General features: G+C 69.6%; 14 protein-coding genes and 1 tRNA gene. 4 read left to right on the forward strand and 11 right to left on the reverse strand.

Features of this window, described 5'->3' with window-relative positions:
• Window positions 1-87: 87 nt before the first annotated feature.
• Both VVS03_RS06660 and VVS03_RS06665 read right to left on the reverse strand, forming a co-directional pair.
• Window positions 88-160 (reverse strand) — tRNA-Thr (locus tag VVS03_RS06660).
• Window positions 161-239: 79 nt separating this feature from the next.
• Window positions 240-1451 (reverse strand): DNA polymerase III subunit delta', encoded by a 1212-nt coding sequence (locus tag VVS03_RS06665; protein ID WP_368534409.1) that lies wholly within the window; start codon window positions 1449-1451, stop codon window positions 240-242.
• Window positions 1452-1496: 45 nt separating this feature from the next.
• On the opposite strand from VVS03_RS06665, the gene VVS03_RS06670 reads away from it, so the two are divergent.
• Complete coding sequence (locus VVS03_RS06670; protein WP_368534408.1) at window positions 1497-3029, forward strand: adenylate/guanylate cyclase domain-containing protein; 1533 nt, start codon at window positions 1497-1499, stop codon at window positions 3027-3029.
• An 88-nt stretch (window positions 3030-3117) separates the two neighbouring features.
• Window positions 3118-4422, forward strand: coding sequence for a DUF418 domain-containing protein (locus tag VVS03_RS06675; protein WP_368534407.1), 1305 nt, complete (start codon window positions 3118-3120; stop codon window positions 4420-4422).
• On the opposite strand, the gene topA is transcribed toward VVS03_RS06675, so the two are convergent.
• The gene (gene topA, locus VVS03_RS06680) at window positions 4382-7387 is read right to left on the reverse strand and encodes a type I DNA topoisomerase (protein WP_368534406.1); all 3006 of its coding nucleotides are present in this window, start codon (window positions 7385-7387) and stop codon (window positions 4382-4384) included. The two genes, VVS03_RS06675 and topA, sit on opposite strands and share 41 nt — an antisense overlap.
• A gap of 379 nt (window positions 7388-7766) precedes the next feature.
• Here topA and VVS03_RS06685 point away from each other — a divergent pair, with 379 nt between their 5' ends.
• Window positions 7767-8396: a DedA family protein gene (locus tag VVS03_RS06685; protein WP_368520461.1), complete on the forward strand. Its 630-nt coding sequence runs from the start codon at window positions 7767-7769 to the stop codon at window positions 8394-8396.
• A gap of 86 nt (window positions 8397-8482) precedes the next feature.
• On the opposite strand, the gene VVS03_RS06690 is transcribed toward VVS03_RS06685, so the two are convergent.
• Window positions 8483-8689, reverse strand: a complete 207-nt coding sequence (locus VVS03_RS06690) for a cold-shock protein (RefSeq protein WP_296202465.1) — start codon at window positions 8687-8689, stop codon at window positions 8483-8485.
• Window positions 8690-8944: 255 nt separating this feature from the next.
• On the opposite strand from VVS03_RS06690, the gene VVS03_RS06695 reads away from it, so the two are divergent.
• Entirely contained in the window at window positions 8945-11275 is a 2331-nt protein-coding gene (locus tag VVS03_RS06695) for a DEAD/DEAH box helicase (protein WP_368534405.1), read from the forward strand.
• Window positions 11276-11312: 37 nt separating this feature from the next.
• Here the strand turns inward: VVS03_RS06695 and VVS03_RS06700 are convergent, their stop codons facing one another.
• The 7 genes from VVS03_RS06700 to ssd all read right to left on the reverse strand — a co-directional run bounded on the left by VVS03_RS06700 (window position 11313) and on the right by ssd (window position 15855).
• On the reverse strand, window positions 11313-11645 hold the full coding sequence (locus tag VVS03_RS06700) for an Rv3654c family TadE-like protein (RefSeq protein WP_368534404.1): 333 nt from the start codon (window positions 11643-11645) through the stop codon (window positions 11313-11315).
• On the reverse strand, window positions 11638-11940 hold the full coding sequence (locus VVS03_RS06705) for a hypothetical protein (RefSeq protein WP_368534403.1): 303 nt from the start codon (window positions 11938-11940) through the stop codon (window positions 11638-11640). The genes VVS03_RS06700 and VVS03_RS06705 overlap by 8 nt, the downstream gene beginning before the upstream one ends.
• Before the next feature lie 3 nt (window positions 11941-11943).
• On the reverse strand, window positions 11944-12141 hold the full coding sequence (locus VVS03_RS06710; protein ID WP_368521547.1) for a DUF4244 domain-containing protein: 198 nt from the start codon (window positions 12139-12141) through the stop codon (window positions 11944-11946).
• A 100-nt stretch (window positions 12142-12241) separates the two neighbouring features.
• Window positions 12242-12823, reverse strand: a complete 582-nt coding sequence (locus VVS03_RS06715) for a type II secretion system F family protein (protein ID WP_368534402.1) — start codon at window positions 12821-12823, stop codon at window positions 12242-12244.
• Window positions 12823-13620, reverse strand: a complete 798-nt coding sequence (locus VVS03_RS06720; RefSeq protein ID WP_368534401.1) for a type II secretion system F family protein — start codon at window positions 13618-13620, stop codon at window positions 12823-12825. The genes VVS03_RS06715 and VVS03_RS06720 overlap by 1 nt, the downstream gene beginning before the upstream one ends.
• Window positions 13617-14798 (reverse strand): TadA family conjugal transfer-associated ATPase, encoded by a 1182-nt coding sequence (locus VVS03_RS06725; protein WP_368534400.1) that lies wholly within the window; start codon window positions 14796-14798, stop codon window positions 13617-13619. Before VVS03_RS06725 ends, VVS03_RS06720 begins: the two co-directional genes overlap by 4 nt.
• Window positions 14791-15855, reverse strand: coding sequence for a septum site-determining protein Ssd (ssd, locus tag VVS03_RS06730; protein WP_368521510.1), 1065 nt, complete (start codon window positions 15853-15855; stop codon window positions 14791-14793). Before ssd ends, VVS03_RS06725 begins: the two co-directional genes overlap by 8 nt.
• Window positions 15856-16131: the final 276 nt, after the last annotated feature.

Consider the following 16131-nt stretch of genomic DNA (forward strand, 5'->3'; position numbering starts at 1 on the left):
CTGGGTCGGGCTGGATCGGGCCCGCCGCATGCGAAAACCCGCCGGCCTCCTGGGAAAACCTAGGGAGACGGCGGGTTATTTCACGAGAGCCGCTTGCGAGAATCGAACTCGCGACCTTTTCATTACGAGTGAAACGCTCTACCGACTGAGCTAAAGCGGCCTGCTGGTACCACAGCAGTACTGTGCAGCACCGCAAAGTTTAACCTAGCCGGTCCCCAATCGAGAAATCAGGTCGAGCATCAGGCCCCGCAGGCGCGCCGCAGGCGGCCGACCAGCCCGTCGAAGGCGGTGCCGGGGGCGACGTTGACGGCGATGTGGTTGCGGCAGGTCACGATCGCCTCCTGGCAGGCGACCAGCCCTTCCTCCCCGACGCGCTGGGCCAGCTCCTGGGCCAGGCCGGAAAAGTCCGGGTGGGTCATCTCCACGTCGGCGCCCACCCGCAGCATGAGCGCGTCACGGTAGATGCCGGCCAGATCCACCAGCGCCAGGTCCAGCAGGTCCCGCACCCGGCGGGTGGCCCGCTTCTTCTGGATCTTTTCCAGATCCTTGACCGCCGATCGCACGTCGCGCTGGGCCTTGGCCGCGCCCTTGCCCTTGCCGCCGGCCCCGTAGGCCTTTTCCAAGTCGGCCTTTTCCTTTTCGTCGGCCTCCACGCCGGCCTCCTTGGACTCCTTCTCAATGGCCTTGATTAGGGCGCCGGCCGCCTGGAAGCCCTGCGATCCCTGGAAGATTTCCTCGGCCAGGTTGATGGACTGGGCGCGGCGCCGCTGGACCGCGGGATCGGTGACCAAGCGCCGGGCCCGGCCCACGTGCCGCAGGGAGGTCACGGCGGCCAGCCGGGCATCGGACTCGCCGGCGCCCTCGGCCACCAGCTGGCTCACGATGGCCTCCGTCGACGGCGCCGGGATGTACAGGTGCCGGCAGCGCGATCGCAGGGTCTGCGAGAAATCCTCCGGGTCCGCCGAAGGCGCCAGCATGACGATGACCGTGCTGGCAGTGGGCTCCTCGACCGTCTTGAGCAGGGCGTTGGCCGCCCCGTCGGTGAGCCGATCGGCGTTTTCGAAGATGATAACCCGCCAGCGCGCCACCGTCGGGCGCGAGGCCGCCTGGCCGATGATGTCGCGGACCGTATCCACCGCGATCGACAGCTCCTGGGGGCGCAGGTAGACCAGGTCGGTGTGCCGGCCCTCCTCGAGGATGCCCCGGCAGGACGCGCATTCGCCGCAGCCCAGTTTTTCGCCCCGCTCGCACATCAGCGCCGCGGCGAAGGCGAGCGCCGCCTGGGAGCGACCGGCCCCGGGAGGCCCGGTGAACAGCCAGGAATGACTCATCGCGCGGGGGTCTGCCCCGGGCAGGCCGCGGGCCCCGGCCGCCGCCCGGAGGATGGTGTCCCGGACCGCGGGGGTGTCGGCCAACCGCTGTGCCACATCTGGAGTACTCACCCGCCCCATCCTACTAACCCACAGTGCGGCGGCGAGCGGTTAGAGTATTAAGACATGAGCTCTACTGTGCGGAGACTGCGATGGCTACTGGAGACCCAGTGGCCGATCTATGCCGCCGTCGTCCTCGGGGCCAACATCATCGGGGCCGTGGCCATCATGATGTTCGTCGCGGTATTCCTGCCCATGCCGGAGATCGCCGAATTCAAGGAGAGCGTGCCGGGCCTGGCCTGGATCGGCGTGCTCTACGTGCTCTTCGCCGTCATCGTCGGCATCGCCGTGACCCTGCTGCTGTTTAGGCCGGTGCTGGACTGGCAGCGCAACCCGGACGCGCACGATCCGAACATGGTGCGCAACCTGGTGCTGCGCATCCCCGTCTACCAGGCCGGGGTGGCGGCCGTGGTCTGGGCCATCGGCATCGTCATTTCGGTGATTCTGACCAGTTCCGTCGACGGCCGCCTGGGCCTAGTCGTGGGGCTGTCCACCATCCTGGCCGGCATGGTCGTGGTCCTGCTGACCTACCTGCAGGCCGAGCGCCTGGTCCGCCCCGTCGCCGCCAACGCCCTGGCCCGCCGCTTCGAGGACTCCTCCCTGGAGCCGCCCATCAAGACCCGCCTGACCGCCTCCTGGGCGATGACGGCGGGCGTGCCCATGCTGGGCATCGTCCTGCTCCTGCTGGGGCAGCGCTCCGGCTTTTTTACTTCCGATGCCGACGACCTCATCCCCGCCATCCTGGTCCTGGCGATCACGGCGATGGGCACCGGCTTCATCGGCACCTCCTTCGCCATCATGAGCGTGGTCGATCCCATCCTGGAGCTCCAGGACGCCATCAACCGGGTGCGCCGCGGCGAGCAGAACGTCGAGGTGGACATCTACGACGGATCCGAGCTGGGCGTGCTGCAGGCCGGCTTCAACGAGATGATGAAGGGCCTGCGAGAGCGCCAGCGGGTGCGCGACATCTTCGGCCAGTACGTCGGCACCGAGGTCGCCCAACGCGCCCTGGAGGAAAGCCCGGAGCTGGGCGGCGAGGACCGCAAGGTCGCCGTGCTGTTCATCGACGTCATCGGTTCGACCACCTTCGCGGTCAACCACACCCCGGAAAAGGTCGTCGAGGAGCTCAACAAGTTCTTCGAGCACGTCGTGACCGTCGTGCACCACAACCACGGCATCATCAATAAGTTCCAGGGCGACGCGGCCCTGGCGGTCTTCGGCGCCCCCATCAACGTCAACGACTCGACCTCGATGGCCCTGCAGGCGGCCCGCGAGCTGCGCCAGGAGCTGCGCAACCTGGAGCTGCAGGCCGGCATCGGGGTGGCCGCCGGGCACGTGGTGGCCGGCCACATCGGCGGCGCCGATCGCTTCGAGTACACCGTCATCGGCGACGCCGTCAACGAGGCCGCCCGCCTGACCGAGCTGGCCAAGGACACCCCGGGCCGCGTGCTCACCAACGCCTCGACCCTGCGCACCGCCAACGAGGCGGAGCAGGCCCGCTGGACCTTCATGAAGTCCATCGAGCTGCGCGGGCGCCGCCGCATGACCCAGCTGGCCCGGCCCATCCGCGCCACCCTGGCCGACCGCGCCGAGCAGTAGCCCGCGCAGTAGCCCCCAACACCGGCCGGGAAAGAGCGCCGGCGACCGCCGCCTGCGCGGCCGGGGCCATTAAGTTATCTTGTTAGGCATGACTCAACCGACTCATAGGCCCCGCATGGTCGTGCCCGACATCGCCCGCGGGCTGGCCCTGCTGGGAATCTGCATCGCCAACATGTCCACCGCCTGGCTGACCCACGGGACGGGTCCGGCGGGGATGTTCGGCGGCATCGACGGCGACAGCACGGCCGATAAGGCCGCGGCGCTGTTTGCCGCGATGTTCGCTCACGACCGCGGGCTGCCGATGTTTTCCACCCTGCTGGGCTTCGGCGTCGGCCTTATCACCATGAGCCTGTGGCGCCGCGGCTTCCCGCTGCCGGCTACCCGGTCCGTCATCGTCAAGCGCTACGGCCTCCTGGCCGTCTTCGGTCTGGCCCACGGCATCTTCCTGTTCAGCGGCGACATCATGATGTTCTACGGCCTGTGCGGCATCCTCATCGCGCTCCTGCTGTCGTTGACCGACAAGGTCTTGCTGCGCATCGTCTACGGCCTGCTCGGGCTGGTCAGCGTCGGCGGGGCAGCCATCGCCGCCCTGGTGGCCTGGTTGCGCGACGATTTTGCCGGCGCCGATCCCTTCAGCGCGGGGGCAACGGCCCCGGCCGAGACCTTCCTGGGCATGCTGGGCGAGAACCTCATCGTGATGCTGGGCCAGCTGGTCGGAGCCCCGCTGTTTATGCTGATGTACCTGCCGGTGATGCTGGTCGGCTTCGTCTGGGCCCGCCGGGGCGTGCTCGCCGACGTCGACGCCCACCGCGGCACCCTGCTGGCCTGGACCGGCATCGCCGCCGCCGTCGTGCTACTTATCGGGCTGCCCTGGGGGCTGTGCGCCATCGGGGTCCTGCCCGACAACCTCACCCCGGTGTTCGCGGCCCTCAACTTCACCGTCGGCATCCTGAGCGGGCCCGGCATCCTCGCCGCGGTCGCGCTCGTGCTCAACCCGGTGCAAAAGGCGGTCTCCGCCGGCGCGGCGATGCCGCGGTGGCTGTGGCCGTTCAGCGCCCTGGGCAAGCGCTCGATGAGCGGCTACGTCATGCAGTCGGTCATCCTGCTGGCGCTGACCTTCCCGTTTACCGCCGGCATCGGCGCCGACTTTAGCGCCGCCCAGATGCTGGTCCTGGCCTTTGTCACCTGGCTTATCACCCTGGTGCTGGCTTGCGTTTTGGAGGCGCTGGGCGCGCCCGGCCCGCTGGAATGGGCCCACCGGCGCCTGGCCTACGGGCCGACCCGGCGGGCCGAGCTACCGGCCAAGTACCGCACGCCGCAGGCGCCCGGCACGCTTGACGCGGCCAACGCGCCTACTTCGACCGGCGAGAACCCGCCTTCACCACGTTCTTAGTGCCCGGCGACGGCTTCTTGGCCGTCTTCTTGCCTGCCTTCTTCGTCGACTTTTTAGTCGACTTCTTGGTCGACTTCTTGGTGGACTTCTTGCTCGACTTCTTGCCCGCCTTCTTGCTGGCCTTGGAACCGCCGTTGGCGGCCTCCTTGGCGCGGCGCTCCGAGAGCAGCTCGTTGGCGCGCGCGTCGGTCATGGCCTCGGGCTTATCGCCCTTGCGCAGGGAGGCGTTGGTGGTCCCGTCGGTGACGTAGGGGCCGAAGCGGCCGTCCTTGACCGTCATCGGCTTGCCGGAGACGTCGTTGTCGCCCAGCTGCTTCAGCGGCGGCTGCGCGGCCTGGCGGCCCCGGCGCTTCGGCTCCGCGTAGATGCGGCGGGCCTCGTCCAGGGTGATGCTGAAGATCTGCTCCTCGTTGGCCAGCGACCTAGAGTCCGTCCCCTTCTTCAGGTAGGGGCCGTAGCGGCCGTTCTGGGCCGTGATGACCTCCCCGTCGGACGGGTCCACGCCCACCTCGCGCGGCAGGGAGAGCAGCTTGAGGGCCTCGTCCAGGGTGACCTCGGAGGGTTCCATCGAGCTAAACAACGAGGCCGTGCCCGGCTTAAGCTTCTCGTCGATGTACTGGGCGACCCGCTTTTCCTTCTGCTTGGCCGCGGTCTTGGTCTCCCAGTTCTTGGCGCGCTTGCCCTCGGCCGCCCGCTGCGCGTCCTCCTCGGCGCGCTCCTTGGCGACGACCTCCTCGGCTTCTGCCTCCGCGGTGGCGCGCTCGTCGTCGCGGACCACCTCGGTCACGTACGGGCCGAAGCGGCCCTCCTTCGCCACCACCATGCGGCCGTTGGCCGGGTTCTCGCCCAGCTCGCGGCCGCCCTGCGGGGTGGCAAAGAGCTTCTCGGCCAGCTGCTCGGTCAGCTCGTCCGGGGTGGTGGTCTCCGAGAGGTTGGCGCGCTGGTAGACCGGCTCCCCGGTCTCCTCGTCGCGGCCGATGACCCGCTCGATGTACGGGCCGTAGCGGCCCACGCGGACCACCACGTCCCGGCCCTCGGAGTCGGTGTAGAGCTTCAGGGAGTTGACCTGGCGGGCATCGATCTGCTCCAGGTTGACGTCGATGAGCGACTTCAGGCCGCCGTGGCGCGCCACCGATGCCGCCTTCTGCTGGCCCACCTGCGCGTTGCCGAAGTAGAAGTCCTTCAGCCACTGGGTGCGGTCCTGGTTGCCGGCCGCGATGGCGTCCAGCTCGTCCTCCATCGAGGAGGTGAAGTCGTAGTCCACCAGCTCGGTGAAGTTGTTCTCCAGCAGCCCGGTGACCGCAAAGGCCACCCAGCTGGGCACCAGGGCGTTGCCGCGGGAGACGACGTAGCCGCGGTCCTGGATGGTCTTGATGATGGACGCGTACGTCGACGGGCGGCCGATGCCCAGGTCCTCCATCTTCTTGACCAGGCTGGCCTCGGTGTAGCGGGCCGGCGGGTTGGTCGAGTGGCCCTCGGCCTTGAGATCGGCGATGGTCAGGCCCTGGCCCTCGCGCAGCTGGGGCAGGCGCTTGCTGGCGTCGTCCTTGTCATTCTTGCCGCCCTTGCCCGGGTTGCTCGGGTCCTCGTAGGCCTTCAGGAAGCCGGGGAAGGTGATCGTGCGGCCGGTGGCGGTGAAGTCCACCTCGTTGCCGGTGGCGGCCGTGCCGGCCACCGTGACCTTCATGGAGGTACCCTTGGCGTCCTCCATCTGGCAGGCGACGGTGCGCTTCCAGATGAGGTCGTAGAGGCGGAACTCCTCCGCGTCCAGCTGGCCGGACAGCTGCCCCGGGGTGGCGAAGGACTCGCCGGCCGGGCGGATGGCCTCGTGGGCCTCCTGGGAGTTTTTGACCTTGCGGTCGTAAACGCGCGGGGAGCTGGCCACGTATTCCTGGCCGTAGATGCTGGTCGCGGCGTTGCGGGCCGCGTGCAGCCCCTGCTTGGACAGCGAGGTGGAGTCGGTACGCATATAGGTGATGTGACCGTTTTCGTAGAGGCGCTGCGCAATGCGCATGGTGCGCTCCGACGTGAAGTGCAGGCGCCGACCCGCCTCCTGCTGCAGGGTCGAGGTCATAAACGGCGGGTAGGGCTTGCGGGTATAGGGCTTGTGCTCCACGCTGGCCACGCTCACCGACTGGCCGTTCAGCCCGTCGGCCAGGGCCTCGGCCTGCTCCTGGCCCAGCACCACGACGTCGTCGTTCTTGACGCGGCCGCGGTCGTCGAAGTCGCGGCCGACGGCCACGCGCTGGCCATCGACGGCCGCCAGGCGGGCGGAGAAGGTCCGCGGCTCCGCGGATCCGGTGTTGCCGGTGTCCAGGTCGGCGGCCAGGTCCCAGTAGTCGGCGGCGATGAACGCCATGCGCTCGCGCTCGCGCTCGACGACGACGCGGGTGGCCACCGACTGCACGCGGCCGGCCGACAGGCGCGGCATGACCTTCTTCCACAGCACCGGGGAGACCTCGTAGCCGTAGAGGCGGTCCAGGATGCGTCGGGTCTCCTGGGCATCGATGAGGTTCTCGTCCAGCTCGCGGGTGTTTTCGGCCGCCTCCAGGATGGCGGACTTGGTGATCTCGTTGAAGACCATGCGGCGCACCGGCACCTTGGGCTTGAGCACCTCGAGCAGGTGCCAGGCGATGGCCTCGCCCTCGCGGTCGGGGTCTGTTGCGAGGAAGAGCTGATCGCACTGCTTCAGCTTGGCCTTGAGGTCCGCGACCTTTTTCTTCTTGTCAGCGCTGATCACGTACAGCGGCGTGAAGTCGTCCTCCGGGTTCACGCCCAAGCGCGCCCAGGACTCCTTCTTGTATTTCGCCGGTACGTCTGCCGCCCCGCGGGGAAGATCCCGGATGTGGCCGACCGAGGCTTCGACTATGTAGTCGTCGCCCAAATACGGCTGGATCTTTTTCGCCTTGGTCGCCGACTCTACGATGACCAGGGTCTTGCCCGACGTGTCGGAAGCTTCTGCCACTTCGACTTCATCCCTTTCGAGGCTTTCTCACACGAGACTTACGCTGTCCGCCCCGCCTTGGGCGCCGCGCGCTTTTAGCTTCCGAGCTTTCGCGCGCCGCATCCCAGGCAAGGCCAAGTGCCCCTAGCCTACACAGAGCCAAAACCGGCTACACAGTAATACAGTATTTAATGGGGCCACTTCCGAACTGTTTATCACTTGTCTAGCCCCGAAACCAACATTTACCGCCCCAACGGGGGCATAACCCATGGGGTATAGCGTTGGCCGGCGGTGGGTGTATTCTGCACTATTGAACTTGTTAATCGCGGACCGTCCCGGGCGCTTGCCCCCTCCGCGCCAGCGCGCACGGCCCGACTACACAAAGGAGGTGGCCTGCCTCATGGTGGACTCAATCCTGCAGGTCATCGAGTCGATTATGACCACCGACTGGGTGTACCCGGTCATCGGCTGCCTCATCTTCTTCGACTGCTTCTTCCCCGTCCTGCCGTCCGAAATCCCCCTGAACCTGGTGGGGGCCTGGGCCGGCAGCCAAGGGGTCCCGTCCGTGACCGTGATGTTTTTCACGGCCCTGTTCGCCGCCATCCTGGGCGACAACCTGTGTTTCCTGCTGGGCACCCGCTTCATGCCGTACGTGCAGCGCCTGCGGCGCGGGTCCAAGGCCTACGAGGGCCTCCTGTGGGTCAAGCGCCACATGCGGCGCAGCGGCGGGGCCGCCATCATCATCGCCCGCTTCATCCCCTCGGCGCGCCTGCTCATGACCATCCTGCTGGGATCGGTGCGCTACCCGTGGCCGCTGTTTTTCTTCTTCGACAGCATCGGCGTGGCCATCTGGGCCTTCCAGGCCCTAGCCATCGGCTACCTGGGCGGCATGGCCTTTTCGGATTCCCCCCTGGTGGCCATGCTGGTCAGTATCGTGGCCGCGGTGGTCATCGGCTTCGCCATCCAGTGGCTGCAAAACCGCATCCTGGACTGGAAAGACACCCGCAACGGCTACGCCGAGACCCCCTAAAACTCCCCTGTCCGGCGCATGAAAAAAGCTTTCGCCCCGCACCTTAAAAAACAGGTAGCGAGGGCGAAAGCTGGAGGCTTCGCGCCTTAGGAGATGACGGTCACGCCCTGGGCCTGCGGGCCCTTGGCGCCTTCGCCGACCTCGAAGGAGACCTTCTGGTTCTCCTCCAGGGTGCGGAAGCCGCCGCCCTGGATCTCGGAGTAGTGCACGAAGACGTCTGCGGATCCATCTTCCGGAGCGATGAAGCCGTAGCCCTTTTCAGCGTTAAACCACTTGACGGTTCCCTGTGCCATTATGTACCTCTTTCGGCGTATATAGGGATGTGTTGAACTTTTTCGAAGTGGTCGAGGCGTCGAACCTCTCTGCTGGCTAAGCCAGAAAGTGCCCGCGTTTTCCAAAATCTTTCACGAGCACCTAAATCTAAACACTGCGCTAAGAAATCTTCGACCACTGGTAAGTGTGACACGTTTTGGCGCCGCGCGATAGTCTTGGGAGGCTTTATTGACTAAAATTCTTGGTATTTTTCCACCCGGAAAGGGGTATGCGCGATGGTAGCTGAGTCCCCGAACCCGCTGGGCGCGGAGCTCGCGGAGATTCTCACCCGCCGCTTCCCGGAGTCGGAGTGCACCCACCTGACCACACTGCCGCCCCGCCCGGCCGAGTACGCGGACTGGCCCGACTGGGTGGACCCGAAGCTGAAGGAAGTGCTGGTCGATGCCGGCATCAGCAAGCTCTACAGCCACCAGGCCGCCACGGCTCAGGCGGCGTGGGCGGGCCACGACGTGGTGGTGGCCACCGGCACCTCCTCCGGCAAGTCGCTGGGCTACCAGCTGCCCATCCTGACCCGGCTGGCGGCCAACCCGACGGCCTGCGCGCTGTACCTGACCCCCACCAAGGCGCTGGGATCGGATCAGCTGCTGGCCGCCGGGCGCCTGGCCGGCTGGGCCAACCCCGCCCCCTACGACGGCGACACCCCGGCCGAGGCCCGCGCCGGCATCCGGGACAATTCCCGGTTCGTCTTCTCGACCCCGGACATGGTGCACGTCTCGCTTTTGGCCGCCCACCAGCGCTGGGCGCGGTTCTTGCGGCACCTGGAATTCATCGTCATCGATGAGTGCCACTCCTACCGCGGGGTCTTCGGGGCCAATATCGCCCTGGTGCTGCGCCGCCTGCTGCGGCTGTGCCGCCACTACGGGGCGAACCCCACCATCATCGCGGCCTCGGCCACCATGCGGGATCCGGCCCGCCACCTGGAGCGGCTCACCGGCCGGCCGGCGCAGGCCGTGACCGCCGACGGGGCACCGACCGGGGCGCGCACCATCATGCTGTGGGAGCCCGGCTTCCTCGACGAGAACACGCGCCGCGCCGCCACCTCCGAGGCCGCCGACATCATGGCGACCCTGGTGGCCGAGGGCGCGCGCACCCTGACCTTCGTGCGCTCCCGGCGCGCCGCGGAGCTGGTCTCCATGCTCTGCCAGGAGGAGCTGTCGGGCCGCCTGGGCCGGGCCGACTTCGCCCGGCGCATCGCCTCCTACCGGGCCGGCTACCTCGCCGAGGACCGCCGCGCCCTAGAGGCCGGCCTCGACGACGGGAGCCTGCTGGGGGTGGCCACCACCTCGGCGCTGGAGCTGGGCATCGACGTCGGCACCCTGGACGCGGTGGTCACGGCCGGTTTCCCCGGCACCGTCGCCAGCTTCTGGCAGCAGGCCGGCCGGGCCGGGCGCCGCGGCCAGGGTTCCCTGGTGGTCCTGGTCGCCCGCGACGAGCCGATGGACACCTACCTGGTCCACCACCCCGCCGCCCTGCTGGAGCGCGACGTGGAGGCCAGCGTGTTCAACCCGCGCAACCCCTACCTGCTCTACGGGCACCTCTACTGCGCGGCCGTGGAGCTGCCCCTCAGCGATGCCGAGGCCGCCTTTGCCCCCGACGTCGTCGAGGCGCTGGCCCGCGACGGGCTCATCAAGAAGCGGGCCCGCGGCTGGTTCCCCACCCCGCAGCTGGAGGGTGAGTGGCGCCCCGAGACCGCCCACGGGCAGGTGGCCCTGCGCGGCGGGGCGGGCCAGGAGGTCATGATCGTCGACAGCTCGGACGGGCGCCTGCTGGGCACCGTCGATGCCGCCCGGGCCGCCGCCCAGGTCCACCCCGGCGCGGTCTACCTGCACCAGGGCGAGACCTTCGTCATCGAGGACCTCGACCTGGACGACTACGTGGCCCTGGCGCGCCCCGACCTGCCGGACTATTCCACGCAGGCCCACTCCACCACCGACATCCGGATCCTGTCCGGGGCCGGGCCGGACGAGCTCATCAACTACTCGCCCGGACTGTGGGTGGCCAACGTGGAAGTCGAGGTCACCAACCAGGTCACCGGGTACGTGGTCCGCCTGCCGGACGGCACCGTGGGCGAGGAGGTGCCGCTGGAGATGCCGGAACAGAGCCTGCGCACCCGCGCGGTGGCCTATACCATCGACCCGCTGGTTCTGGACAAGATCGGGGTCACGGCGGCCGATACCCCGGGCACCCTGCACGCCGCGGAGCACGCCGCCATCGGGCTGCTGCCGCTGCTGGCCACCTGCGATCGCTGGGACATCGGCGGGGTCTCGACGGCCCGACACCTGGATACCCAGCTGCCCACCGTCTTCGTCTACGACGGCCACCCCGGCGGGGCCGGCTTCGCCGACGAAGGCTTCCGCCGCTTCCCGGAGTGGATTGAGGCCACCTTCGAGGCCGTGCGCTCCTGTGGCTGCGAGTCGGGCTGCCCGTCGTGCGTGCAGTCGCCAAAGTGCGGCAATGGCAACAACCCCCTCGACAAGGCCGGGGCCCTGAAACTGCTGAGAGCCCTGGTCACGATGACGCAGGGCTCCCAGGACGGTTCGGAGTGATACTTATTCGGAGTGTTACTGGATTAGCGCGGGCACACTAGACGGGCCCGGCCTTGGCCTGGGCGCCGCGCCAGCGCACCGACGCGCCGACCACGACGTCGCGGCCGGAAACGGTACACCGGTCCAGGCGGGCGGCGTTGTCTTCGGCCGTGCGCCGGGCCGCCGGGCAGGCATCACCGCCGGTGGCCAGCGCGTAGGCCCCGGCGACCGCGGCGAGATCCGCCGCCACCTGGGCCTCGTGGCGGGCGATGACGTGCGCGGCGATCCCCGCCACGGCCAGCAGGACGCTGGCTAGGGCCACGATGATTCCGGCCGCGGTCACGGTGGCGTAGCCGTCCTCCTGCCCGCGCGCCGAGACCGGGCTATTCACCGGAGACCTCCGCCGGGAAGACGGCGGTGTGGCTCATCGTGCCCAGCGCCGCCGGCACGCGGGCCTCGGCGGTGACCAGCCCGCCCGACTCGGTGACCGCGACCTCGATATCGCTCCGGGGCGGGACGTAGTCCACCCCGATGGCGTGGGCGCGGGCGGCCGCGCCGGCGGTATCGACGGCGGTCAAGTGCGCGGCCAGCGTCGCGATGCCGCCCAGGATGGCGGCGGCCACGATGACCAGGCTGGACAAAGCCAGGGCGGCCTCGATGCTGACGGAACCGGAATCATCGCGCATGGCTTAACCCGGGGTGTTGGAGAGGGCGTCGGTGATAATCCCCTCGATGGCGTCGGAGACCCCGCCGCTGTTGATGACCATGTAGAGCACCGCCGCCAGGGCCGCGGCCCCCAGGCTCCCCATGGCGTATTCGATGGTCGACATCCCGTCCTCGTTGCCCAGGACCGAGACCTTCTTGCGCAGGTAGGTGGTAATTTTCATGGTATTTTCCCTTTCTTTCTTGGCTTCTGAGTGTCAGTTGGTTGGTGGAATGTGGTTGGTTGAATGGTCGTGCGAACAGGAACAGGTCGAAGCTGCCCGGTTAGAGCAGCTGCGCGCCGAGGCTTATCACCACCGGCACCAAGCCCAGCACCACGAAGGCGGGCAGGAAACACACGGCCAGCGGCAGGGCGACGAAGACGCCGGCCCGCTCCGCCGCCGCGGTCGCCTGGGCCTGCGCATCCACCCGCAGCGTGTGGCTGATGCGCTCACAGCCCCGCGCGATCGCCGCGCCGGACTGCCCGGACATGACCACGAGGCGGGCGAGCTCATCGATTCCCAGCCGCCCCCAGGCCCGCTGCCCCCGGGCCCCCACCGCCAGCAGCGCGGCCACCTCGCCCCAGCGCTCGGATAGTTGGCCTACCCGGGCCAGGGCGCCGGCCGCCTGCTGGGTGGACAGCCCGGCCCGCAGGCAAGCTGCGAAGAGCTCGACGTCGCTGGCGACATCCAGCGGGTCGGGCCCCTGCCGCGTAGTGAGGCGCTCCGAAATCCCCCGCAGGAGCGCCGATGGGCCATCGCGCGGGGTCTTCGGTATGACCCGGGTACCTGCCGCCGTGGGCAGGCACGCCACCGCCGCGGCCAACAACAGCAAGGACAGCCCTCCAGAAAACGCCAGTGATGACATCAGCCCGCCGCCTTCCCGATGATGTAGCGCGACCACGCGAACCCGGCGCAGGCCAGCACCACCCCTAAGACCAGCAGGACGCCGCCCAGCCCGCCGCCGAAGAGGAAGCCGACCGGGTCGGCGCCCATCACCACGCCCATGGCGATCCCCGCCAGCGGCAGGCAGGTCAGGACGTAGGCGGTGGCCTGTGGGCCCTGGAGGCTCGACCGGGTGGCCTGGGCGTGCCGGCGGGCGGCGTCGAAGCGCGCCTGCGCGCTTTCCATCAGGCGGGCCAGGGGGATGCCGTAGTCGTCGCTGAGCGCGCACAGCTGGGCCAGGCCGCGCAGCTGCGGGCTGGCCTGCAGCACCTGCGGGAGGCTGCCGCCGCGGGCGGCGACCACCCCGGCGCTGACTAACACGTCGCGCAGGCCCGGCGGCCCGCCCGCCGGCAGGGCCTCCGCCCCGCGCGCCCACGCCGTCGGCAGGGTGGACCCGGCCCGCAGGTCGCCGGTCACGGTGCCCAGGAAGGCGGCCAACACCTCCCGCTCGGCGCGCAGGTTTCGGTTGCGCCGCACGCCGCGGATCACCCAGCAGACCGTCGCGGCCACCACGGCCCCGGCGACCACCACGCTGGCCCGGCCCACCCACAGGCTGACCAGCGTCACCGCGAAGACCCCGGCCAGCACGGCCGGCGCGGCGCGCAGCGAGCCCCGCCCGCCCGGCGCGCCGCCGCGGGCCCCTCCCAGGCGGGCCGCCGCAGAGGGCAGCGTGGCCCACACGCCGGCAGCCGCGGCCAAACACCACAGGACACTAGTCATGCCAGCCTCCCGGAAAGCTCGGCGGCGAATTCGGCGAAGCCCTCGCGCGGGCCGGACTCCGCGCTCCACACCACGCGCGCCCGCACCGGGTTGCCCTCCAGGAGACCGATCTGGGCCAGCCGGCGGCGCCCGTCCCGGCCGCGCTCGGTGGTGAAGACCACGTGCACCGCCGCCGCCAGCTGGGAGTGCAGCGCCGCCCGATCCAGCCCGCCGAGGGCGGCGAGGGCTTCCATGCGGGCGGGAACCTCGGCCAGGGAGTTGGCGTGCAAGGTCCCCGCCCCGCCGTCGTGCCCGGTGTTCAGCGCCGCCAGCAGGTCCACGACCTCCGCGCCGCGGATCTCGCCGACGATGATCCGGTCCGGGCGCATCCGCAGCGCCTGCCGCAGCAGGGTGGCCATGGTGATTTCGCCCCGCCCTTCCGCGTTGGAGCCACGCGCGACCAGGCTGACCACGTGCGGGTGGTTGGGCTTGAGCTCGGCCGTGTCCTCGATGACCAACAGGCGCTGGGCGGCATCGGCCTCGCCCAGCAGCGCCGAGAGCAGCGTCGTCTTGCCGGATCCGGTGCCCCCGACCACCAGGAAGGAGACCTGGGCGGCGACGAGATCCCGGATGACCGGGGCGACCGCCGGGTCGATGGTGCCGTTGTCGACGAGCTCCGCGAAGCTGGTCTGCGCCTGCCGCAGCACGCGCAGGCTCAGGCAGGTCCCTCCCTCGGCCGGCGGGGACAGAACCGCGTGCAGGCGCAGGACCGTGCCGTCGCTGCGCTCGAGCCGCCCGTCGGCGAAGGGTTGGGAGTCGTCCAGGCGCGCCCCGCAGCCCACGGCCAGGCGGGTGGCCAGGCGGCGGACCTCGGCATCGTCAGCGAAGCGGACCGGGACCTCCGCGAGCCCCGCCCCGGTGTCGGCGAAGACGGAGTGCGGGCCGTTGACCACCACGTCCGTGACGCCGGGGTAGCTCATCACCCGCTCCAGCGGGCCCAGCCCGGTGGTGTCGTCGCGCAGCTGGCGCAGCACGCGCAGGACCTCCACGTCGGTGATGACGCCGGCCTCCTGGCGGACCCGGCGCGCCAGCTCGGCGGGCCGGTGAAGCAGCTCCGGCTCGGCCGCCACGCACTGCTGGAGGCTGTCGATAAGCTGCGCCGGCGACGGCGTCGGCGCAGGCCGCGAGACCTTAGACATCCTGGCCCACCGCCTGCAGGATCTGGCGGCAGGTGGCATCGATGGCGCGGGGCAGGCGCTGCGGCAGCCCGCCCATCTCCACGGCCGCGGCCAGCTTCTTGCTGGTCGGCACCTGCGCGACCGCGTCGGCGTGGCAGATCTTTTCGACCTCCCCCAGGCCGAGCCCCGACCAGCCGCGGTCCCGGACCACCAGGTGGCAGCGGCGGTTGTCCGCCGCCAGCCGGGCCACCAGCTGGGCGGCCACCGCAGTCGAGCGCACCTCCGCGGCCGTAAGCACCACCACGTGCTGGGCCTGCCGCGGCAGCAGGTGCCAGTCGCAGTCGAAGATGCTTATCCCCGCCTGCCCGCGCACGCTTTCCGCGGCGGCCTCGACGGCGGCCAGCTCGAGGCGAAACGGATCGGCCACCGCGCTGCGCGCCGCCGAAAGCACCGCTATCCCGTCCGCCGTGGTCGGTAGCGCGGCCCGCAGCTCGTTCCCGGCGATAGCACCTTGCCCCAGGCGCAGCTCCGGCCAGCGCGCCCCGGGCTGCTGCTCGAGCCCCAGGAGAAGATCCAGCCCGCCGGAGAACTCGCCGGCGTCGACCAGCATGACCGCCCCGCAGGCCGAGTGCTGGCCGGCCGTGCGGGCCAGCGCGGCCGCGAGCAGCGATGCCCCGGCCCCGCCGCCGGCGCCCACCACGGCCACCAGGCGGTGCTCGGCGTTGGCCTCCTCGGGCCCGCGCATGACCTCGCCCAGGGTCTCCAGCAGCTGGCGGGACTCCGCCGGCAGGATAAACGCCGCCTCCGCGTGGCAGTTAAGCGCCGCCTCGTAGTTGAGCGGGCCGGGCTCATTGCCCACGAAATAGACCGGGGCCCGGCCGCGCAGGCTGGCCACGTGGGCGGCGGTGGTCTCATCGACCACCACGGCCCGGGCCTGGGCCGCCAGCCGGGAGATTTCCCGCGGGTCGACGGCGTGCCGGACCTCCGCGCTGGCTGCCGCCGCGGCGTGCTGGGCCTCGGGGATAAGCAGCGGGTCCGTGACCGCGATGAGGATGAAGTCAGTAATCGGTGCGTTCATGCCCCTCACTCTGGCCGGTGTCCCCCGCCCAATCCAGGGCGGGCGACAACGCCTGTGGACAACCCCGCCGCAGGTGGCCACTCATGAGTGGCCCGCGACACATGTAACCATCCTGGTGTGAATGACCCGGCGTTCGCCCTTGCGCGGCTGCCGGCGGAGTGTAACCATCGAGGCCAAACCTACGATTGAGTAGGTAGTATCCCGGCTCCCCTAGGAAACTGCCGGAAACTGCGGTAGATTAAACACAAACATAACAATTGCAACACAGGACTCGAC

Source organism: Corynebacterium sp. LK2537, assembly GCF_040946485.1.
Taxonomy (GTDB): Bacteria; Actinomycetota; Actinomycetes; order Mycobacteriales; family Mycobacteriaceae; genus Corynebacterium.